The sequence below is a fragment of the Metamycoplasma hominis ATCC 23114 genome (assembly GCF_000085865.1).
GTDB lineage: Bacteria > Bacillota_I > Bacilli_A > Mycoplasmatales > Metamycoplasmataceae > Metamycoplasma > Metamycoplasma hominis.
Genome location: NC_013511.1, coordinates 76,819 through 99,163 on the forward strand (window position 1 = coordinate 76,819; position 22,345 = coordinate 99,163).

Genomic DNA, 22,345 nt, shown 5'->3' on the forward strand with positions numbered 1-22,345 from the left:
TTTAAATTTCAACCTATTTTAAGGAACAATTATGAATTTAATAAAAATTGATTTGCATGTACATTCTCAGGATTCAAGCCATACAGGAAGTAATATTTCTCAAGAATCTGATTTAGAAAAATTGTTAATTTTAACTAAAAAAAGAGTCAAAATTGCTAGTTTTTCTGACCATGATAATTTTTATATTGAAAGTTATTTGAAACGCCTTGAAATAATTAAACAATACAATATTGATATTACATTATGGCCTGGTATTGAAGTTAATTTAAGAAAATATGATGGTCAAATAGGACAAGCTATATTTATATTTGATCCAGATAGCAACTTAAAAGAATTAAATGAAGTAACTAAAAAAGAATTTAGATTCAATAGCAATAAATACACATACAAAGACGCTGTTGAACTATTTAAAAAAAGTAACTTCAATTTTATGGTTTTCCCTCATGCTGGAAAAGGTCAAGATAATATGGAATGACAAGATATATGCAATAGCCAAGTTGATGGGCTGGATATAACAGATTTTAATAATAGCAATAAAAAGAAAATATTAAAACAAGATCCAAACATTCCGGTTTTATATTTTAGTGACACACATACATGAAGAAAATATCCTCAATATGGTAAATTTTGTTCTTATGTGGAAGTTGAAAATAAAGATCAAATTACATTTAATGAAGTAAAAAACAATATAAGAAATAATAAAGTTGATTATGACAATGTATAGAAAGGAATAATATGATAAAAAGCCTAAAAATTAAAAATAATAACGAAACTTATGACATAAATTTAAATAGTCAAGTTAATGTTATTGTTGGTGAAAAGGGTTCTGGTAAAAGCTCCTTGCTTTTGGTTTTAGCAGAAGCAATAGTAAACAAAAAATTATTCAAAAACGAATATGAATGATTCAATGAAAAGGCTAAATTTTTAGTCGATTCAATAAATATTGATAATACAGAAATTAAAACTCAGGATTTTTCATATATTTTTGATTCAGAAAGTAAGCAAAATTCAAAGGATGCAGGTATTTTAGAAATTCAAAAAAACCTAAGCGGTTATATTAGTCAAAATGATAGCAGGAAAAATTCTCTTGATTCTTCTGAATATGTTGAAAAGCAAAAAAGTAATTGTATTGATAATTTCACAGAAAAAATTTACTATGATCAAGATCAAAAAATGTTAAAACAATTAAATGATTTTAGATCGCTAGAAGATTTGTTAAATGAATATAGGCACGAACGTGATAGACAGATAGCACTTTCAAATGTTTTTAATCAATCTTTTAATTTAAATGAAGGTAGTACTAAAAACATTGCAACCATTGACTGTGATTCTTCAAATGAAATAAAAAAAATTAAGGAATTATTGAAATCAATTGAAGAAACAAAAGAAAAAATATATAGTACAAATTTGGTTGTCAATAATCTTTTAGCACAATTTGAACAATCTTCGTCGCTACTTCAAATTTCAAAAGAACAATTATTAGATATTCAACAAAGAACAGAAAATGTTATACTACAAAATAACTTATTTCTAGAATATTACAATCAATATAATTTAGTTGTATCCAAGGATAAAAAAGCTCTTGAATGTTTTAAATTATCATTTACAAATGCTAAAAGAGCATATCTTGAAGAATTAAGCAACACTTTGAAGATTCAAAATGATAATGAACAATTATTGGAACATTTCTCTAATTTAGGAAGAATAATGAAAAAAATCAATAGACAATATAATTCAATAATTGAAAAAGAAATCATTTTAAACTGAACATTAGAAGAAACTGATAAAAAAAATAAAAATATAAAATATAAAATAGAAAGTTTTGCTTTAAGTGAAGAAGAAAAAAATTTAATTTTGAATAAATGACTCGGTTCAACAAATAAGAGTAATACAATTGCTGATGTTCTTAATGGTAATATTAAAGATAACTTTGATATTAAAAAGATGATTAAGGCATTGATTAAAGATAAAATAAAAATCTATGCAGGGGATGAAGAATATAAAAATCTATCAATGGGCCAAAAGACATTGTTTGGTATAACACACGCGATTGACACATTGAACAATGTTCCTAATGAACAATACTTATTGCTAGACCAAATTGAAGATAATCTAGATAATAAAACAATATACGAAAAAATAGTTCCAATGTTGCAAGAACAAATTAAAAAAGGCAAACAAATTTTTATCGTTACACATAACCCTAATATTGGAACATTGATAAAAGGCAACATAATAACAACAGATATTTTCAATACTAATCTAAACAAAAAATTTGTTGTTAATGAAATAATTCGCGAAGATAATGAAATTGACACACCTCAATCGCTTTATTTGGAAGGCAGTATGAAAGCTTTGTATGAAAGATTAAAAGTTCATGAAGAAAAAATTAATAAAACCAAAGGAGATAAATAATGATAACAATTGACTATGTATTTACAAAAGATGAAAAGAGATTAATAGTTATTTCTAATGCAAGCGATAGCAAAAATAAATATAAAATTGAAATTGACTTAGACAACCCTTCTGATGCTTGAAATAAAGAAAACATTAATAATTTTATAATTAGAGCAATATCTATTAGTGACGAAAAATTAAGTGAACCACAATTAACAGAATCGGCTCAAGAACAATTACAAAAGGGTAATAAACAAATAGAATTTATTAAAAATTTATTCACAAATTTTGTTGAAAGATATAATGAAAATTAATTCTTATTCAATCTTAAATAAAGCACAAGATTTTTAATAAAAACATTTATTTTTAAGTTGAAAATTAAAAAAACAAGGCCTTGAAGGCTTTGTTTTTTTAAAAATTTTACATTTTTTCAGGTGCTTCAATGTCCATTAATTTTAAACCATCAGCTAAAACAATTTTTGTTGCCTTTACTAAGGCTGCAAGGCTTTGTTCATTAGGAGATCCTAAAACTTTGGTATTTGAATAAAATGAGTTAAATGCCTTTGATAATTTCAATAGATAAGGAGGCAACAAGTTGACTTTATAAGTTTTGGCCATTGTTGAAATTAATTCAGGGTATTCTTTTAATTCTGCAACAAGCTTTTGAGCATATTCATTATCCAACTCATCAGAAGCAATAGGGTTTTCAATTCCTACTTTATCTAATAATTGGCAAGCACGAGCATGAGCATATTTAATGATATACATAGGGTTATTTTCGTTGTTGTCAGTAACTTTGTTAATATCAAAGTCAATTCTTGAATTATATGATCTATCAATTAGAAAGTATCTAATTGCATCATTTCCAACTTCTTCTGCTAGTTCTCTTAACGTTAAAGAAGTTCCTAAACGTTTTGACATTTTAACTTCTTTACCATTCTTCATGATTCTAATTAGTTGGAATAGAAGAATTTCAATTTGGTCTCTTCTATGTCCTAAATCTTCAAATGAGAATTTAACACGTTCTACGTATCCTGAGTGGTCAGCTCCTCAAATGTCAACAATTTTTCCATTTGGATCATTTAATTCCAAAAGTTTTTGTTCGTGGTATGCAATGTCCGCACAGAAGTATGTTGAATCACCATTGCTTTTGATAATAACACGGTCCTTGTCATCTTTACCACCCTTTGTTGTTTCGAGTCAAGTTGCGCCATCTTTTTTGTATGTTGTCTTTAATCTATGAATTGCTGGTCATACTCTATTTTTGGCATATTGTTCTGCCTCTGATGTGAAAATATCGAATGTTACTCCAAATTTTTTCATATCTTCAATAATATTTTTTAAAGCAAAATCTCTTCCAAAACTTCTAAAGATTTTTCTAATTTCATCAGTGTATTCTACATTTTTGTATTCATCTTTGTGAATGTTATAAAATGCTTGAGCGAATTCTATCATATCTCCGCCATGGTATGAATCTTCTGGCATAGGAAATTCGGGATTAAATATTTGTTGGTATCTAGCAAATATTGAATCTGCCATTTTATTCATTTGGTTTCCATAATCATTAACTAAATATTCTCGAACAACGCGGTGACCTGCTTTTTCTAGAATATTGCACAATGTTGCACCAATAGCAGCATTTCTTGCGTGTCCAATATGCAAATATCCTGTTGGGTTAGCAGACACAAATTCAACATTAATTGCTCCTTTACCTTTTGGATCAATACTTCCGTATGTTGATCCTTCGTTGTTGATTTGATTTATTGTGTTGGCTATAACCGAGTTTGAAACTCAAAAATTAATAAAACCAGGTTCGGCAACCTTTATTTCACTAATTTCTTTAAATTTATTTAAATCAATATTTCTTACTATTTCTTGGGCAATATCTATTGCCTTCTTACCTAAATCCTTTTGCAATGTTAGGGCAATATTGCTTGAATAGTCGCCGTAATTTTTAGATTCGGTAAGTACAATAGGCTTAGAAATATTTAATTTTTCAAGTGCTTCATTTAATGAAGCAATAATAATGTCTTTCGTTGTTTTCATATTCATAATTATAATATAATAAAATTTAAAAACATTATATTTATAGTTATAATATTGAGTATGAAAAGATATTATTTATGTGGCCCAACTGTTTATAACTATCCTCATATAGGCAATTTAAGGCCAATAGTTAGTTTTGATTTAATGATTAGGGCTCAAAGGCAATTGGGAGAAGATGTTTATTTTCTTCACAATATCACTGATATAGATGACAAAATCATTGCTAAGGCAAAGCAAGAAAACAAGACAGAAAAAGAAATTTCAAGTTTTTATGAAGCATATTATTTAAATTTATTTAAATTATTCTCAATTGAAATGCCAAATAAGATTGTAAGAGTTACTGATTCCCTTAATGATATGTATGAATATATTCAATCATTGATTGAAAAGGGCGCAGCATATCAAGTGAACGGCAATGTCTATTTCGACGTTTTGAAATTTAAAGATGTGTATGGAAAAATAAGCAACCAGAAATTGGCAAATTTAATTTCAGATTCAAGCAATGAAGTTGACAAGCGCTCGCCATATGATTTTGCTTTATGAAAAGACACAACTGAAGGTATAAAATTCCAAAGTCCATTTGGTCTTGGAAGACCAGGTTGACATACTGAATGTAGTTGTTTTATAAATAAATATTTTGAAGGCAAACAACTTGACATTCATGGAGGAGGTATTGATTTAATATTTCCTCATCACGAAAACGAAAACATTCAACATTTTGCAATCAATCGCCAAGATATTGCCAAGGATTGGATTCACTTTGGTACATTGAATTATAAGAATCAAAAGATGTCTAAGTCAATAGGAAACATAATTTATGCTGAAGAATTTTTAAAAAATTATTCGGCTGATACTTATAAATTGTTAATGCTATCAACAAGTTACAGCAAACCAATTAATATTACTGATGAATTACTTGCATCGCTTCAAAAACAAATTAATAATATTGAGGCGCATTTTAATAAAAGTCAATTGGAAGATATTAAATATACGTTAGATAAACAAATAATAGATTCAATTTTAAAAAATGTTTCTAATCTTGATTTTTCATTAGCCTTTAAGCAACTTAATGAGCAATTAAAATCACCATTGAATTATGGTAATGCATTTTTTGTATTTAAGGTTTTAGGTTTTAAATTAGTTGAAAATAAAGTAAGCAATGATGATAAAGAACTATATAGAAAGTGAAATATTTTAAAAGAACAAAAACAATACGATAAAGCAGATGAAATAAGAAACATTTTAAAAACAAAAAGGTTGATTTAATGAAAAAGATAGTTTTTGGAAAAAATTCAGTCTTAGAAGCAATTGAATATGAATTTCCTATAGAAGAAATTTACTTGCAAAAAGGACTTGTTAACAACAATTTAAAATTTAAGAAAGTTGTTTATTTAGATAGAAATAGCCTAGATAAATTAACAGAAAATGGAAATCACCAAGGATATGCTGCAAAATTAAAAGATTTTCAATATCATGATTTGGGCAGTATTTTTAAAGACGGCTCAGATAAGGTTTTAATTTTAGACCATATCCAAGACCCCCAAAATTTTGGTGCTATTATACGTAGTGCCAATGTGTTTGGTTTTAAACATATAATCATTCCAAAGGATAGAGCATGTGATGTAACTCCGAGTGTTTTAAAAACTAGCTCGGGAGGTTTTAAAAACGTTAAAGTGATTAAAGTTAACAGCTTATTTGATGCAATTGAGGAATTAAAAAATAAAGGTTTTTGAATATATGCATCGGCCTTAAACCAACAAGCAAAAAAACTAAATGACGCAAAATTTAACGAGAAAATTGCAATTATTGTTGGAAACGAAGGGAGTGGCGTTTCAAAAACATTGCTTAAACATTCGGATGAAATTATTTACATTGAGCAAGATAAGGAATCCGTTCAATCTCTTAATGTTTCAGTGGCAACAGGAATTTTGTTATATACAGTTTTTAATAAGAAATAAAAAAATAACAATTTAAAAAAACAGCGGGTCTCGCTGTTTTTTTGTTTATATAGTTTTTTTAATATACGCTTAATTTAAAGTAACTTTTGTACCGATTTTTTCTGCTAGAATGTTTTCAAGATCTTTTAGATCACCAATAAATGCTGCTTTTCCGCCTTCTTCAACGAATTTAATAGCTGCTTGTACCTTTGGTAACATTGATCCTGGGGCAAATTGTTTTTCAGCAATGTATTTTTCAAGTTCTGCTTTTGTAGCGTGTTTTAGATCTTTTTGATCTGGCTTGTTGTAATTTACTTTAACAAAGTCAACTGCTGTTAGAACAATAAAGTAATCAGCTTTTGCTAATGCAGCCATTTTTGCTAAAGCGAAATCTTTGTCAATAACACCATCTACACCTTTAATAAAGCCATTTTCATCTTCAACAGTAGGAATTCCACCACCACCACCAACGATAACGGTAGCACCTGATTCAATAGCTTTTTTAATTTGATTAATACCAACAAAGTTTAATGGTTTTGGAGATGCTACAACTTTTCTGTAGCCTCTGCCTGCATCTTCAACAATTGTGCTATTTGGGTTTGCAGCAACTGCTTCTGCTTCTGTTGCAAAGAATGGGCCAATTGGTTTTGTAGGATTTTGGAATGCTGGGTCTTTTGGATCTACAAGAGTTTGAGTTAAAATGTATAAAACTTCTTTGTTCTTTAATCCTTCGTTTTTAAATGCATTTGTAATAGCATTAACCATATGATATCCAATGTATCCTTGGCTCATTGCACCTGCTTCAGGCAATGGAACTAAAGGAGACTTAGGATTAACTGAGTGAGCACTAACGAAACCATTGAAAATCATTCCAACTTGTGGTCCGTTTCCGTGTCCGACAATAACTTCATGTCCTGCTTTTACTAATTCAGCAATTTTGGCTGCAGGAACTTTAACAAGTTCTTTTTGTTCTTCGGGGTTATTTCCTAAAGCGTTTCCGCCTAATGCAATAACAATTCTACTCATATTAGTATCCTAAAGTAGCTAGAATAACAGCCTTAATTGTGTGCATACGGTTTCCAGCTTGTTCGATTGATTTGTTGTATTTTGATTGGAATACTTCATCAGTAACTTCCATAGCACCGGTTGAAACAACTGGGTATTTTGCACCTAAGGTTTCTTTAATAGTTGCTGAGAATTGAGTTTGGTCATCGTGGAATGCTGGTAAGCAGTGTAGGAAGATAACATTTTCTTTTGCTGCTTTGATCATTGCCATATCAACTTGGAATGATTGTAATTCTTGAATACGTGGTTCAAATAGTGAGAAGTCTTCTCCTAATGATACTCATACGTCTGTGTAAATAGCATCTGCGTTTTTAGCAGCTTCTAATTTGTTATCTGAAAATGATACAGAACCACCATTACGTTTGAATAGTTCTTGACATGCTTCATAAACAGCTTTGTGGTCTGGTCCATTTTTAACAATTTCTCATTGAGCTTTTGGTCCACATAATACAATATTAACACCAAAGAATGCAGCACCGATCATTAATGAACGAGCAACGTTGTTTTTAATATCACCTGAGAAAACAAGTTTCTTTCCTCTTAGGTCTCCAACGTGTTCTTTAAATGTTAAGTAGTCAGCTAGCATTTGTGTTGGGTGTTCAGCATCGGTTAAACCATTTCATACAGGAATTCCTGAGTATTTTACTAATGCATCAACATCTGATTGTTTGAATCCACGGAATTCAATACCATCATAAATTTGGCCTAAAACTTTAGCTGTGTCAATAACTGATTCTTTTTTACCAAAGTTTGATCCTGTTGGGCCAATGTATGTACAGCTTGCACCTAAATCAGCAGCTGCAACTTCAAATGAACAACGAGTTCTTGTTGAGTCTTTTTGGAACATTATAACAATGTTTTTTCCAACTAATGGGCGATTATTTGTGTGTAAACCAGCAAATTTTGCTCTTTTTAGTTCTAGTGATAAATCTAGTAAATAGTTAATTTCTTCGGTTGTAAAGTTTAGAGCGCTGTCTAAACTACGACCCTTTAAATTTAATGGCATATTTTCTCCTTAATTAAAATAAATTTATTTAATAAAAAATAAGTGTGTGTTTTGAATTTTTCAAGTTTTTTAAAACACGTTATAATTATACAATGTTTTAAAAATATAGATTTTTTATTTTTCATTATAATTTTTATAAAAAAAATAAGATTATTTTTCAATAACCTTATCTTTTATTTCTTTTAAAAATGTTTTATTTTAAATCGTTTTTTAAATCTTTTTTATTCCCAGAATTTTTCGTTTCTAATAAATTTTCATTTAATTTTTTTAATTCATTTAAAATTAATTCTTCTGTTGTTGGAATAGGTTCTTCCTTTATTTCTTCTTCAATTGGGTTCTTTTTAGCTTTTGCATATAGAATAGAATTCTTAATTGTAAATACAATCATTAATCCTATAAAAATAAATGTTGAAACAATAATAAATTGAATTAAAGCACCCAAAAATTTACCAATAAAAATTCCACCAGTTTCTTTTGTTGCATGAATGCCTGGTCAAACCACTCAAGCATCAAGATTTTTCATACCGACTGCCTTTGTGATTGCTGACATAATAACATCATTTGCTAGTGATGATACTAGTGCCCCAAATGAAGCTCCTAATAAAAGCCCAATTGCTAGCATGAACATGTTTCCACGCGAAACTATTTTTTTTGCATCTATATATGACTTTTTAATATAATGCTTTTTTTCTTCTAATTCTTTACTTGTCATATCAATATTATATAGAATAAATTTAATTTGAGTTTTTGTTTTTTTAATTAATAAAAAAAATAATAAAAAAATGGCGGGTAAGAGAGGATTTGAACCTCCGCGGGTGTTTTAGCACCCCTACAGTCTTAGCAGGACCGCCTCTTCGACCACTTGAGTACTTACCCATTTGCGCCATTGCATTAAAATTATATATAAATAATTTAAAAAAATAATAAAAATAAATCAAGGAAATTAATTTTTCCTTGATCTTTGAGGGTAAATTTTATTGATATCATTGCCACTATCAAAAATTCCTAATTTTAAATTTTTAGCATGATTAGAAGCTTCTTGTAATTGTTTGTAGTATTCAATGTTCTTTGTGTAATAAATGCTTTGAGGATTTGTACTAATATAATACATTCTTGCCATTCCAAAGAAAACCAATTGTTCATTTAAATTATAAATTTTTTTAGTTATTTTGTCTTGATAGTAAATAATTGCAACAATTCTTTTATAGTTATCATAAAAATTTTCGTCTTTTGTATTAACCCTTGATTTAGTTTCTTGAGGGACTACTCAAATTTTAGCAGCATTGTTTAGAAAATTCTTTGTATAATTTTCGGCAATTTTTCCATATTTATATTGAATGCCAGATGTTTCTTCAAATTTTCCATTAGTTATTTTATGAGTTTCTGGTGTATCAATTCCATTAAAGCGATATTTATTTCGATAGGAATCTGAGATTGTATCACCATCAGCAATTCTTGCAATATTTATTTCTGTTGCTTTTCCTACTTCAAATTTATTATTTTTTAGTATTTCAAAATCAAATTTAGCTTCATGAAAATTATTGATGTTGAATTTGTCATTGTTTGTGTCGTTTTGATTATTTGGCTTAGCTATCCTAGTAAATTTTTTTATTCTTAATAACAAAATATCAAATTCTTTAATTCAATCAATTTTTTTATTGTTTGAATTTATTAATTTTTTGGCATCAGCAATTAATTGTTTATAATAATCATTTTTTTGCCATTCGTTGCTATTTTCAATTTCCTTTATTTTTTTGTCATATTTTTCTTTAAAATTTTGTTGTTCTTCGTCATTAATTTTTTCTAGTTTGCAAGAATATGAAACTATTGAAATTGGAAAAATTGTAGCAATAGAGCCCAATGCAAGATTCAATATTTTTTTAGTTTTTCTTTCCATATTTATTCAATAAGTCCAACGTACATTTATATATTGCTTGATTTGAATTTGCATAAAGGATTCTTGGATTGTAATTTTTGTTTTCTAAAAAATTATTATTTTTTAAAAAATCATTTAGGGCTTTTGCATTGGCGATTTGCAACTCAGTATTGAAATTGATTTTTTTAATGCCTAATTTAATTGCTTTTTTAATGTCATCTTCTTTGATCCCACTTGCTCCATGTAAAACTAATGGAATTTTTATTTCTTGATTTAATTTGTCTAATAGTTCAAAATCTAGTCCCTTTCAATTACTTTCATATTGACCATGAATATTTCCAATTGCCACTGCTAATAAATCAATTCCAGTATTTGCTAATTTTTTAGCATCTTCAATGTTTGTTTTTTGAATATCAAGTGATTTATTTTTACTAATATCTAGTCCAATTCTACCTACTTCTGCTTCAACAGTTATATCCATTTTTTTTGCAATGTTAACTATTTTTTTTGTGTTCAATATATTGGTTTCAAAATCTTCTTTGCTACCATCATACATTATTGACTTAAAGCCGGCATTTATAGCATTAATACAATCGTTATAATTACCATGATCTAAGTGCAATATGACATTAGTTTTAATTTCTAAATCTTGAATAAGACCATTAACCAAATTGACAACGGTTTTATAGCCACCCATGTATTTAATTGCAGAAGGAGAAGCTCCGAGTATGATATCTAAATTTGCTTCTTTTGTTGCTAATAATACGAATTTCGCTCATTCTAAATTGTTTATATTTATATGCAAGATTGCATAATTTTCCTCTTTTATTTTTTTAAGTGTTTGATTTAAATTTTGTATTTCCATATTTTTTCTCTTTAATTTTATCATTGCAATAGTCATTTTAAAACAATAAAAGAAATAAAAAACTAGCATACACTAGTTTTTAAATTCAGGTCTTTTAGAAGTTCAAAGTCCATTTACTTTTTTAAAAAAACGCCCATCTATTGTTAATAGTTTATATAATTCACCACGTTTTTTTATTAATAGCTCTTCATCAGAAATACTAGATGTTAATTCTTCTTTTCAACGTTCAAGTAGTTCGTCTTTTACATAATTAAATAAAGTTTCAAAATCTAGTGCATCGTGTCTATCTAAAATTTCTTTAGCTATATCAACTTGCGATTTATATTCCATAATCACCTCATAAAATTTGTTTCTTATTATAACACTTTCTTACAATATATCTAATAAGCAATTCTCTATATATTATATAGATATAACTTTCATAATAACAAAAAATGTACATAATGGCGAAATTTTAGTTAACTATAGTTAGATTTTTTTAAGCAAGTATATTTTATTTACTATAAACAGTTAAAATATTTTGAACTTTGTTTCAAATTCAAATTATAAAAATAAAGATTATTTTATGCAGAATCTTTATATATTTTAACTTTTTTAACATTAGCCTGCACTAATTTTAAAATATGATGCATTTTATGCATAAAAAATGTTTTAAATTCTTTGCAAATTTATAAACAAAAAAATATAGTATAATTTATTACGTATAAATCATAATTAATGCAATAAAAGTGCATTTGTATTTATACGCTATAACATATATATTTGAAAGGAATAAAAAATGTCTGTATTTGACAGTAAATTTAATGGCATTCACGTTTATTCAGAAATCGGAGAACTAGAAACTGTTCTAGTTCACGAACCTGGACGTGAAATTGACTACATTACACCAGCTCGTTTAGACGAATTACTATTCTCAGCTATTCTAGAAAGCCACGATGCTAGAAAAGAACACCAATCATTTGTTAAAATAATGAAGGACAGAGGAATCAACGTTGTTGAATTAACTGACCTAGTTGCTGAAACATATGATTTAGCATCAAAAGCAGCTAAAGAAGAATTCATTGAAACATTCTTGGAAGAAACAGTTCCTGTTTTAACAGAAGCAAACAAAAAAGCTGTAAGAGCATTCTTATTAAGCAAACCAACTCATGAAATGGTTGAATTCATGATGTCAGGTATTACTAAATATGAATTAGGAGTTGAATCAGAAAACGAACTAATCGTTGACCCAATGCCTAACTTATACTTTACACGTGACCCATTTGCATCAGTAGGTAATGGTGTTACAATTCACTTTATGCGTTACATCGTAAGACGCCGTGAAACACTATTTGCAAGATTTGTATTTAGAAATCACCCTAAACTAGTTAAAACTCCATGATACTACGACCCAGCTATGAAAATGTCAATTGAAGGTGGTGACGTATTTATCTACAACAACGAAACATTAGTTGTTGGTGTTTCAGAAAGAACTGACCTAGATACTATTACTTTATTAGCTAAAAACATCAAGGCAAACAAAGAAGTTGAATTTAAACGTATTGTTGCAATTAATGTTCCTAAATGAACAAACTTAATGCACCTAGATACATGACTAACAATGTTAGACAAGAATAAATTCTTGTACTCACCAATTGCTAACGATGTATTCAAATTCTGAGACTACGATTTAGTTAACGGTGGAGCAGAACCTCAACCACAACTAAATGGATTGCCACTAGACAAATTATTAGCTTCAATCATTAACAAAGAACCAGTTTTAATTCCTATTGGTGGTGCTGGAGCAACTGAAATGGAAATTGCTCGTGAAACAAACTTCGATGGAACCAACTACCTAGCAATTAAACCAGGACTTGTTATTGGTTATGACCGTAACGAAAAAACAAATGCTGCTTTAAAAGCTGCTGGTATTACTGTATTACCATTCCACGGAAACCAATTATCTCTAGGTATGGGAAATGCACGTTGCATGTCAATGCCTCTATCACGTAAGGATGTTAAGTGATAATTTATAAATATTTATAATAATATTTAAATTTATATAAATAATAAACGGACTCACAATAGTGGTCCGTTTATTTTATTAATATACTTTAAATAAAGATTTGTTTTAGATTTGACTAGTTTTAATAATTATTTTTTATTCTTTCATAGTTTTTATGATTTTTTTTGGCATAGGCCGTGCAAATCATATCGCGATCAATATTCATAATTTCGCCTAGTCCTAAATAAACACCATATGCTTTTTTTATTAATCTTTTATTATGGTGCAAAAACAATTTGGTAAAGCATTGATATGTATAAGCAAGTTGCAAGGTAAAGTCATTATATTTAATTATTGGCTTTATATCAAATGAGGTTATGTTATTTTTTAGCGCAATGCTAGTAATAAAATGAATTCCATCCGCATATTCTTCTAACATTGAGATTTGGTTTATACTTTTATCTTTTTTTCAATATTTAAATAGTTTTACTTCGTTTGCAAATTCTCCTAGTTCAACAAGTAAAGCAATAACCATTTTGATTTTAATATTCAAAAATTCTGTTTTTTCAATACTATTTGCAAATGCAAGGTCTAATTTCTTTTGGGCTTCAAAAACTTCTGTTAAATTCATGTTTTGAATTATAAACTTAAAAGTTAAAAATAATTCCATAATAAATTATTTTTTTTATTATAATTATTTGTATGCCCCGATGGCGGAATGGTAGACGCAGTTGACTCAAAATCAACCGGTGAGAGCCATGCTGGTTCAAGTCCAGTTCGGGGCACCATATCTTTTGAGACTATTTAAACTAGCAGCAATGCTAGTTTTTTTGTATCTTTTATATCTAAAAAAAGAATTTGTGAGTCATAACAAGGTATTTTACTAAAAAATCAATTTATCAATGTTATACTTAAATAGTTAATTATAAAAATATGGGGAATTAAAAATATGGATAATAGGAAGCAAGAATTAAAACAGTTAAAAAAAATACCGTTGCAAGAAAATTGACCTAGAATTTTAATATTGCTAATATCTGCAATTGGTTTGCTTGTTTTGATTTATATTACATTAGTCTTTAAAAACAAATATGAAGAATCTTTTGAACTTGAAATTTTTAATGATATTTTTGTAAGTTGTTTAGTAGGAATATTTTCAGGAGCATTATTAGTCTTGGCTTCCTTTATATTATTAGATGTTTTTAAAAGAAATAAAATCAAAAATTTCTTTGAATATTATTGTTATCTTTCTTCATTAAAAAGTAAAAATAAATTTTTATTTTTTAAAAATTATGATTTAAGAGAAATAATAAATAATAAAAATCAACTAACCAAACAAGAATTTATTTGCTTTGTTGCCGAAAAATTAAACTATACAATGCCTTCTATTGAATATAAAAACTTAGTTAATGAAATTAACAGTGATTTTGCTAAACATTCATTTTTGGATCCAGATTTTAAAAAGCAAAAGAAAGCAACACTTACTAGGTTAATTATCTTTGAAATTATCATTCCTTTATTTATTTCTATTGCATTGATAGTATTAATTGCATGTCTTTTTAATAATGATGATCAACCAATCAGGGCAATTTATAGGTTAATAATTATTTTAGTCAGTGCAATAATTGTTTTAAGCCTATCGATTTTAATTTATGAACTATTTATTTTAAGTAAAGTAAAAAATTATCAAAATTTCAATAATTTATATTTACTTTCATTTAATAATTACTCATATAAGTATTTAAATTCTAGTTTAGTAAGATAGCAAAAGTACAATAAATTACAAAAATGTTATTTTATTTGAAATACTTTACCTAAAAGTTTTATAATTATACGTTTTAATAGGACTTATAAACGGACAATTTATGGTTTTATTAGTAATAATGAATTTTTGTAGCAATTTAGGTCTAAATTGTTAATTTTTTGTCTCAATATTAATTTAAATATATTAAAATTATCTTTGTGGAAACACAAGATTTATTTAACGCTATTAAATTTTATAAATTAATCTCAACCCTAGTAACAAGCTAGTTATTTTTTGGTTGAGATTTTTTAATTTATTTTAATTGACAAATATTAAATTAAAGAACATTTTTAATTATTAAATTGAAAGGAATTATAAAAATATGAAAAAGATAAACAAAATTCTTTTAGGGCTAGCACCTGCTGCAGCACTTATTGCTGCATCAGGACTTTCTGCTGCTTGTGGTCATACAGGAACTGGCTATGGATTTGACCAAACAGATGATGGAAAATTAGTATTAGCTTCAGGATTTTCTAACACAAATAAACAAGGTATTGCCTTAAAAGCAGTTGTTGATGCATACAACAAATGAATAAAAGACAATAATAAACAATCAGAAGGATATTTACCTGTTGAAGTTAAAACATTGGCTAATGGATATAATACCAATACTTTAAGAAGTGACTTGGATGCTAAAAACTCAAATGACTTTTATAACATGACATTAAATTATCCAGCTGCTGCTTCGATATTGTCTCAATACAAAATGAATTTAGCCATTTCAAAAGAAGATTATGATAAATTCGGTATTGAAAATGGATTTAATTTGGGTAATGATTTAATTGGTGGAAACACTAGAAAAGAAAAATGAGTAGTTCCTTTATCACGTTCATCAGAAATGCTTTCAGTTGCTAAAGCATTAGTAGGAAAATTCATTAAAGAATTAAACGGCTTGGGTGTAAAAATTTCTGACACAGACAATACTAAAGTTAAGGAATATCTAAACTATTACACAACTAATACCAATGAAGCAAAAGGTGTTGATGAAACTTGAGCACACGCTAAAACAACAGAAAAATGAGATGAAGTTAAAAAACAAATAGTTAAAGCATTGCCGGAAATGTCAGATCAAATCTTTAGAGATTATTCAAGTATGATTAATTTCTCAATTCAAGCAAAGAGAATGTACAACAAAGATCCTTTATTAAATGTTATTGGTTTTGACTCACTACCAAATGTTATTAATACAATGACAACTTCATTAACCAATGGAGATATTAATAAAGGATATATAAAACCAGATGAAGATAAAATAACAACAGGCGGATTTGACTACTCAACATTTCTAAAAGATGCAAATAGTGAACAATCAAAATTATTCAAAAAGATAGTTGACTTAATCCTAGAAGGTGTTAAGGAAGGCGCTGTTTGAATTGGTGGCGCAGGTGCTTATGGTTCAAATAACTTACTAAAATATCAATTAGCAATGAGCCTTGGATCAAATGCCGGATACTCACATACATTCTCAACTGCCCAATCATTAACAAACTTAAAAATAAAAGACACAACTACTTCATTAGATCAATCTACATTGGAAGTTTTAGGCCAAAAACCTAAAGAATCAGACAAATGAGTTATTCAAATTAAATCAGGCACACATAAAAATAGTGTATACGGCAAGGATAATTGAGCAAATGCTTCAAAATATGATAAGAAAATAACTCAAGAAGCTGCTGACATAATTAAGAAACAAGTCCAAGGTCAAGAAGGATATTTAGTAGAATTATCTTCAACATTTGAATATAAAAATAATAAGATTTCTCTAAAGAAAGGCAATAAAGAATTAGATGCTGTTTATTTAGGAAAAATTTATGAAGGAAATGAAAAAGAATATTTCTTCTTAAAGAAATCGCAAGTTGAAAATGAAGTAGTTTCATCAAATAAAATTTTAAATAAAGAAGATGCTGATTGAATTTCATCACCATTAGCATTTGATAAGACTGCTAAAAAAGCAGTATTTATTCAAGGACCTTCAATTCTTCCAATTCACGCTAACGAAAAAGAAGACAAGGCAACTAAATTATTCATCAACTGAATGTTCCAACACGATTTAGAAAACTTTAAAATTGAAGAAGTATTTAAAGGAAAAACTACAACTAAAACATTTGAAGGCAAGCAAAAACCTATTGATATTTTCAATGAATACGGAAGCTATATTTCACCAACTAAGTCATACTTCTCATCAGATAAAGCAAGCAAATTAAATACAGCAACAAAAATAGCATTTGACAACTTTAAACAACTTGACAATAAAGATAGTGGTTATATCCCATCAGAAGATATTGCAACTTCATTATCAGATGTTTTAAGAGAAGCAATAACAAGTGCTGGAAAAGCAGCGTTATCAAAAGCAAACGTTAACGAAGTATTTGAATATAAGGAATTTGTTTCAAAAATTTTAGGTCAATTAAGTAACCAACTTTAATAGATTTTTATTAAATATTAATATTTAAAAAACATAAAAACAACCAAATTTGGTTGTTTTTATACGGAAATTAGAGAAATATAAAATGAAAAAATACAATAAATTTTTATTGATTTTAGCCTCATCTGCTAGCTTAGTGGTCGGGGCTCCGTTACTGTCCGTATCATGCAAGACAGTGAATAAAGAAAAAATAAATTTATCAAAATTTGATGTAATAAAGAAAAATTATGAAATTCCAGTATATGAATTTTCAAAAGTGGGAACAATTTTTAATAAATCAATAAATTATAGAATGTATGTCACTGATGAAAAAGGAAAAACTATTAGAGAAGTTTCTCAATCATTATGGGATTATTATAATTACATTGAAGGCGAAGTTACTAGAATTTTTGATGGTGACACCATTGAAATAAAAGTAACAAAGCAACCAAATCCTAAACCTGGTGGTAAAGTTCTTACTGTTCCTACAACAATGAGATTAAGAATTCCAATGATTGATACATTAGAAGAAAATACACCAGAAGTTGGAAAAGAAGAAAAGGAATTAGCAAAAAAAGATCATGCATATGCCGAAAAATTAATTCCTATTGGTTCAAAAGTTAGAGTAATTTCAAGCAATTGAAGTGAAAAAACATATGATAGATTTGTTGGATATGTCTTCTTTGGCAAAAATTTTGAAAGACAATTTGATATTGAAATGTTAGCAGGTGGATATACTCTTGCTAGATTAGATACAACAAAAGTTATTTCAGAATTTATTGCTGATTTATCAAAAGAAAGCACTGAAGCAAAGGAAATAAGAAGTTACTTGTTGCCTTATGCTGCATATGCAATTAATTATGGAATTTTAAATAGAAAAGGATTTTATGGTGAAGTTGCCAATATGCGTTCTCCATATGAACTAAGTTCAAAATATTTGGAACATGGACAAGGCATGGTTGATTTCTCACTTTCAATACTTCATTATAATTATTGAAAAAAGCCTGAATTGGCAACTAAAAGGAATAATATCTATAGATATTTAGAACAAATTAATCAAAATAAAAAATAAAAGGAAATTCTATGAAAGAAACAAAATCAAGAGAAGAATTATTAAAAGATATTCATAGTTTTTCTAAGCAACGTCATGAAATTAAAAAGACATTGCCTGCAATTGAAATTAAAAATTTAGTTATTGACTTTGGTGAATCACTAGCAGTCGATAATGCTTCATTTTGCATTAATAAAGGAGAATTAGTAACATTATTAGGACCATCTGGTTCTGGTAAAACAACTACCTTGAATGCCATTGCGGGACTTTTAAGACCAACAGGGGGAAAAATTTTCTTTTCAGGAATTGATGTAACAAAATTCTCACCTCAACAAAGAGAATTAGGATTGGTGTTCCAAAACTATGCACTATATCCTCACATGTCAGTTTACGAAAATATTGCATTTCCTCTATACAATGACAAACATTGACGTGAAGAGACTCTAGAAAAAACTAAATTATCACAATTGAAAATTTTTGAAATCATTTTAAATGCTTATAAAGTTGATGAAAAAGCAATTGAAGATTTAAAGACAAAATGCTACTATTCAATTGACAACCCTAAAGAAACTAAAAAGTATTTAAATGAATTAATTTCACAATATAATGATATTATTGATGAACAAATTAACAAATTAAACTTTTATAAAACTAAAAAAACAGCCGAAGGAACTTCGCTAACTAAAAATGTTTTGCAATATATTAAAAAACTAGGATTGCAACGCCAAGCAGAAATTTCAGAAGCTAGAGAAAAATTTTTGGGTGAAAAACAAAAACTTGATAGAGAATTTGAATTTACTCATGACAAAAATATTTTAAAAAATATATCAGTATTAAAATCAGAATTTTCAGATACTGTTTCTAAAATTAAATCTAAAAGTGCAGAAGAGATTGCTAATGCTAAAAAAGAATATTCTGAAAAATATAACGAAGCGTTAGCTCGTAATACTCAAGCAATTAAAGATGCAAAACTAGAACTAATGGAAAAGAAACGTGAACAAGCAGAATCTCCATTAGTTAATAAAATAAAAGAAATAAAGAATAGATACGTTTTAGTTTCAAAAATAACTAATGTTGAATATACAGAAGCAGTTGAAAATGTTTTTGGTTCGTTGTTCAATTCTCAAAATATAACAAAAGGTAGTTTTGATACTAAACTTAAGGCTTTAATATTTGCTTTGGATCAAGAAACTCAAAATCAAATTTCAGAAATTTCTAAAGATGTTTTGACAATTGACGAAGCAATCGTAAAAGATGTATTAGATGTAGCACAAAGAGTTGAAATTACAAAGAACTTAGCAAAACGTCCTACTCAAATGTCTGGTGGTCAACAACAACGTGTTGCCATAGCTAGAGCAATCGTTAAAAAACCAAAAATATTATTATTGGATGAACCATTGTCAAACTTGGATGCTAAGTTGCGTATTTCAACAAGAAAGTGAATACGTTCAATTCAACAAGAATTAGGAATTACAACCGTTTTTGTTACACACGATCAAGAAGAAGCTATGTCAATTAGCGATAAAATCGTATGTATGTCAACTGCTAAAATTCAACAAATTGGTTCTCCTATGGAACTATATTTGAAACCAAAAAATGAATTTGTTGCCAAATTCTTAGGTATGCCAGAAATGACAATATTTGAAGCTCAAATTAAAGATGGATATATAATTTATAACAATAAAAAACTACTTAAAGCTCCTGAAGGATATCAAAAATCTTCTATTGATGTTGGTATAAGAGGCGAATCTCTAATAGAAGAAGAAGAAGGAATATTTGAAGGAAGCATAAAATTAGTTGAACATTTAGGTAAGGAAATTCAAGCTCAAATATTTATCAAAGAATTAAATAAAATTGCAAACGTTTTCTTAGCTAAAAAACACAATTACGAATTAGGTGAAGTTGTTAAGTTAAATGCAAAAAGTGAAGGCTTATTCCATTTATTTGATGTAGACAGCAAAGAACGTGTATAATGAAAACCTATTTTTGAAAAAAATATAGAGTTAAAAACACTGGACTTGCCTTAAGCACATTAAATAACAGGGTTAGTTTTTGAAAGCCCTTCTTATTGATGTTGCCATCATTAATTACATTAACTTTATTTACTATAATTCCATTTATTTTGGTTTTAATCTTTTCATCAACATATCAAGTTGGTGCAACGGTTTATGATAAGGGATTTGGACTAAGAAACTATATTAAGTTGTCAAAAGATCCAATATTCCACATCGCTATTAGAAATACATTGGTTTATGCTATATTAGCTTTACCAATTAGCTTGGCGATTTCCATTTTAATTTCATCTGCAATAAGCTTTGTAATCAAACAAAGTTTCCGTAGATTTTGACAAACAGTATTCTTTCTACCATATGTAACATCAGGAATTGCTGTTTCAATCGCCTTTGCATTCTTATTTAGAACATCAGGCGGATTTATTAACATGCTAGCGGGTAAAAACATCCAATGGCTTGATAACCCAAATGATGGTAATTGAAATGCATTTGTTGTTATTTTAATTAGAGGTGTATGAGGAAATTTAGCCTTTCAAATTCTAATTTTAACAACTGCTATGCTATCAGTTAACCCTGATTTATATAAATCAGCTTCTATTGATGGAAGTTCAAATTTAAAACAATTTTTTGCAATTACTTTGCCATCAATTAGAAAAACAATTACTTTCCTATTTACAGTAGGAATTATTGGATCAATTAAAACATTCCCATTGGCTTTATTTGATAACAAACCTGCTGAAGCAGCTGCAAACTCTGGTATGAGTATCATGCTATATATATTCTGATATGTTCAACGTGGAGTAAATGGCGTTGCTGGAGCAGCATCATTGATACTATTTCTATTAGGCTTATTAGTATCATTTGGTTTAAGAAAATTAGTAAGCTTAGTGTTCTTTGCTAACAAGAAGATTGGAGAAATAAATGTCATTAGGAAAATTGAAAATAAAACATTGAAGAGAAAAGTCGTATTTAAGATCTAAGCAAGAGTTAATGTCGAAACCTTACTCTTCAACTAAGGCTAGTTCATTAATAGCATCTTGAGCATTTAAAATAATAATTTTAGTATTCTTCGCGTTAGTAATAATATTCCCATTCTACTTTATGATTGAAATGTCATTTGTAGAAAAACAATTAAGTACAGATTCAAGAACCACAATACTATTTCCAAGGGCAATAGTAGAAGGTGGAAAGAGTTTCTTCCCTGAAAACTATAGAGATGCTTTTGAATCAGGATTCCTTGAAGCACTAGTATTTACTGCTGGTATCACAACTTTCTCGGTATTAATTAGATTAGGATTTTCGATTACATTAGGATATGCACTATCATTAAGAAATTGAAGGGGGAAGAATTCGTTCTTTATCTTCTTTATATCGCTAATGATATTGCCGGAAGTCGCCTTACTAAGTGGTCAATACCGGTTAGTTGTAGCATTGGGTTGAACTATTGGATGAGGTCAATTCTTTGCATTAGTTATGCCATTTGCCGCTTCAATATTCTTTGGATATATGTATAAAAATGCATTTGAAGCAATACCAAACAGTGTTAAAGAATCATCAATGCTAGATGGCGCAAATGGAATCAAATACTTCTTTAAAATAGCAATGCCAATGGTTTCGGCAACAACCTGAACAGTTTGCATTCTTACAGCATTTGCATCATGGAACTCATATACATGACCTGCATTAATATTTAAAACTTTAGGTTCGCCTTGAAAACCTTTAAACCTATGAGTATTTACTACTGGTAAATCACAAGAATCAGAAATTCAAATTGTTTATACATCAATAAGAATGGCTGCAACTGTAATTGCAATTCTCCCAATGTTTATAATTTACTTCATATTAAAGAAGAGAATTATGAATGCAATTTCAAGACAAGGAAATGCAACAAAAGGATAGAA

General features: G+C 28.2%; 20 protein-coding genes and 2 tRNA genes. 13 read left to right on the forward strand and 9 right to left on the reverse strand.

Annotated features, from left to right (window positions below; all coding sequences use genetic code 4):
• Positions 1-31 precede the first annotated feature (31 nt).
• Genes MHO_RS05160 through MHO_RS05170 form a run of 3 tightly spaced genes read left to right on the forward strand, consistent with a single transcriptional unit; the run spans position 32 to position 2,711 of the window.
• Entirely contained in the window at positions 32-724 is a 693-nt protein-coding gene (locus MHO_RS05160) for a PHP domain-containing protein (protein ID WP_012855334.1), read from the forward strand.
• A gap of 11 nt (positions 725-735) precedes the next feature.
• Positions 736-2,415, forward strand: coding sequence for an ATP-binding cassette domain-containing protein (locus tag MHO_RS05165; protein ID WP_012855335.1), 1,680 nt, complete (start codon positions 736-738; stop codon positions 2,413-2,415).
• Entirely contained in the window at positions 2,415-2,711 is a 297-nt protein-coding gene (locus MHO_RS05170) for a hypothetical protein (protein WP_012855336.1), read from the forward strand. Before MHO_RS05165 ends, MHO_RS05170 begins: the two co-directional genes overlap by 1 nt.
• 106 nt (positions 2,712-2,817) lie before the next feature.
• On the opposite strand, the gene argS is transcribed toward MHO_RS05170, so the two are convergent.
• A complete protein-coding gene (gene argS / locus MHO_RS00330) occupies positions 2,818-4,443 on the reverse strand; it encodes an arginine--tRNA ligase (RefSeq protein WP_049780777.1) in 1,626 nt (541 codons plus the stop codon).
• Positions 4,444-4,503: 60 nt separating this feature from the next.
• Between argS and cysS the strand changes: the two genes are divergently transcribed.
• Positions 4,504-5,709 carry a cysteine--tRNA ligase gene (gene cysS / locus MHO_RS00335; RefSeq protein ID WP_012855338.1) on the forward strand — a complete coding sequence of 402 codons (1,206 nt, stop codon included), beginning with the start codon at positions 4,504-4,506 and terminating at the stop codon, positions 5,707-5,709.
• Entirely contained in the window at positions 5,709-6,401 is a 693-nt protein-coding gene (gene rlmB, locus MHO_RS00340) for a 23S rRNA (guanosine(2251)-2'-O)-methyltransferase RlmB (protein ID WP_012855339.1), read from the forward strand. The genes cysS and rlmB overlap by 1 nt, the downstream gene beginning before the upstream one ends.
• A 69-nt stretch (positions 6,402-6,470) precedes the next feature.
• On the opposite strand, the gene arcC is transcribed toward rlmB, so the two are convergent.
• From arcC to rpoE, 7 genes are all read right to left on the reverse strand, one after another.
• Positions 6,471-7,406 (reverse strand): carbamate kinase, encoded by a 936-nt coding sequence (gene arcC, locus MHO_RS00345; RefSeq protein ID WP_012855340.1) that lies wholly within the window; start codon positions 7,404-7,406, stop codon positions 6,471-6,473.
• Between the two features lies 1 nt (position 7,407).
• Positions 7,408-8,451 carry an ornithine carbamoyltransferase gene (argF, locus tag MHO_RS00350; protein WP_012855341.1) on the reverse strand — a complete coding sequence of 348 codons (1,044 nt, stop codon included), beginning with the start codon at positions 8,449-8,451 and terminating at the stop codon, positions 7,408-7,410.
• Positions 8,452-8,644: 193 nt separating this feature from the next.
• The gene (locus tag MHO_RS05175; protein WP_012855342.1) at positions 8,645-9,163 is read right to left on the reverse strand and encodes a large conductance mechanosensitive channel protein MscL; all 519 of its coding nucleotides are present in this window, start codon (positions 9,161-9,163) and stop codon (positions 8,645-8,647) included.
• Between the two features lie 71 nt (positions 9,164-9,234).
• Positions 9,235-9,327, reverse strand: a tRNA-Ser gene (locus MHO_RS00360).
• Positions 9,328-9,394: 67 nt separating this feature from the next.
• Positions 9,395-10,348, reverse strand: a complete 954-nt coding sequence (locus tag MHO_RS00365) for a thermonuclease family protein (RefSeq protein WP_012855343.1) — start codon at positions 10,346-10,348, stop codon at positions 9,395-9,397.
• Positions 10,332-11,192, reverse strand: a complete 861-nt coding sequence (locus tag MHO_RS00370; protein WP_012855344.1) for a class II fructose-bisphosphate aldolase — start codon at positions 11,190-11,192, stop codon at positions 10,332-10,334. Before MHO_RS00370 ends, MHO_RS00365 begins: the two co-directional genes overlap by 17 nt.
• A gap of 72 nt (positions 11,193-11,264) precedes the next feature.
• Positions 11,265-11,522 (reverse strand): DNA-directed RNA polymerase subunit delta, encoded by a 258-nt coding sequence (gene rpoE, locus MHO_RS05180; RefSeq protein WP_012855345.1) that lies wholly within the window; start codon positions 11,520-11,522, stop codon positions 11,265-11,267.
• A 448-nt stretch (positions 11,523-11,970) separates the two neighbouring features.
• Between rpoE and arcA the strand changes: the two genes are divergently transcribed.
• The gene (gene arcA, locus MHO_RS00380; protein ID WP_012855346.1) at positions 11,971-13,200 is read left to right on the forward strand and encodes an arginine deiminase; all 1,230 of its coding nucleotides are present in this window, start codon (positions 11,971-11,973) and stop codon (positions 13,198-13,200) included.
• Between the two features lie 118 nt (positions 13,201-13,318).
• Here arcA and MHO_RS00385 read toward each other — a convergent pair whose 3' ends face one another.
• Positions 13,319-13,807: a dUTP diphosphatase gene (locus MHO_RS00385; protein ID WP_012855347.1), complete on the reverse strand. Its 489-nt coding sequence runs from the start codon at positions 13,805-13,807 to the stop codon at positions 13,319-13,321.
• Between the two features lie 73 nt (positions 13,808-13,880).
• On the opposite strand from MHO_RS00385, the gene MHO_RS00390 reads away from it, so the two are divergent.
• From MHO_RS00390 to MHO_RS05200, 7 genes are all read left to right on the forward strand, one after another.
• Positions 13,881-13,964: transfer RNA gene (locus MHO_RS00390), tRNA-Leu, on the forward strand.
• A gap of 161 nt (positions 13,965-14,125) precedes the next feature.
• Positions 14,126-14,938 carry a hypothetical protein gene (locus MHO_RS00395; protein ID WP_012855348.1) on the forward strand — a complete coding sequence of 271 codons (813 nt, stop codon included), beginning with the start codon at positions 14,126-14,128 and terminating at the stop codon, positions 14,936-14,938.
• A 361-nt stretch (positions 14,939-15,299) separates the two neighbouring features.
• Positions 15,300-17,402: a P68 family surface lipoprotein gene (locus MHO_RS05185; protein ID WP_012855349.1), complete on the forward strand. Its 2,103-nt coding sequence runs from the start codon at positions 15,300-15,302 to the stop codon at positions 17,400-17,402.
• A gap of 175 nt (positions 17,403-17,577) precedes the next feature.
• Complete coding sequence (locus MHO_RS05190; protein WP_232500350.1) at positions 17,578-18,453, forward strand: thermonuclease family protein; 876 nt, start codon at positions 17,578-17,580, stop codon at positions 18,451-18,453.
• Between the two features lie 11 nt (positions 18,454-18,464).
• Positions 18,465-20,405: an ATP-binding cassette domain-containing protein gene (locus MHO_RS00410; RefSeq protein WP_012855351.1), complete on the forward strand. Its 1,941-nt coding sequence runs from the start codon at positions 18,465-18,467 to the stop codon at positions 20,403-20,405.
• Entirely contained in the window at positions 20,405-21,424 is a 1,020-nt protein-coding gene (locus MHO_RS05195) for a carbohydrate ABC transporter permease (protein ID WP_012855352.1), read from the forward strand. Before MHO_RS00410 ends, MHO_RS05195 begins: the two co-directional genes overlap by 1 nt.
• On the forward strand, positions 21,366-22,343 hold the full coding sequence (locus tag MHO_RS05200) for a carbohydrate ABC transporter permease (protein WP_012855353.1): 978 nt from the start codon (positions 21,366-21,368) through the stop codon (positions 22,341-22,343). Before MHO_RS05195 ends, MHO_RS05200 begins: the two co-directional genes overlap by 59 nt.
• The last annotated feature ends 2 nt before the right edge of the window (positions 22,344-22,345 follow it).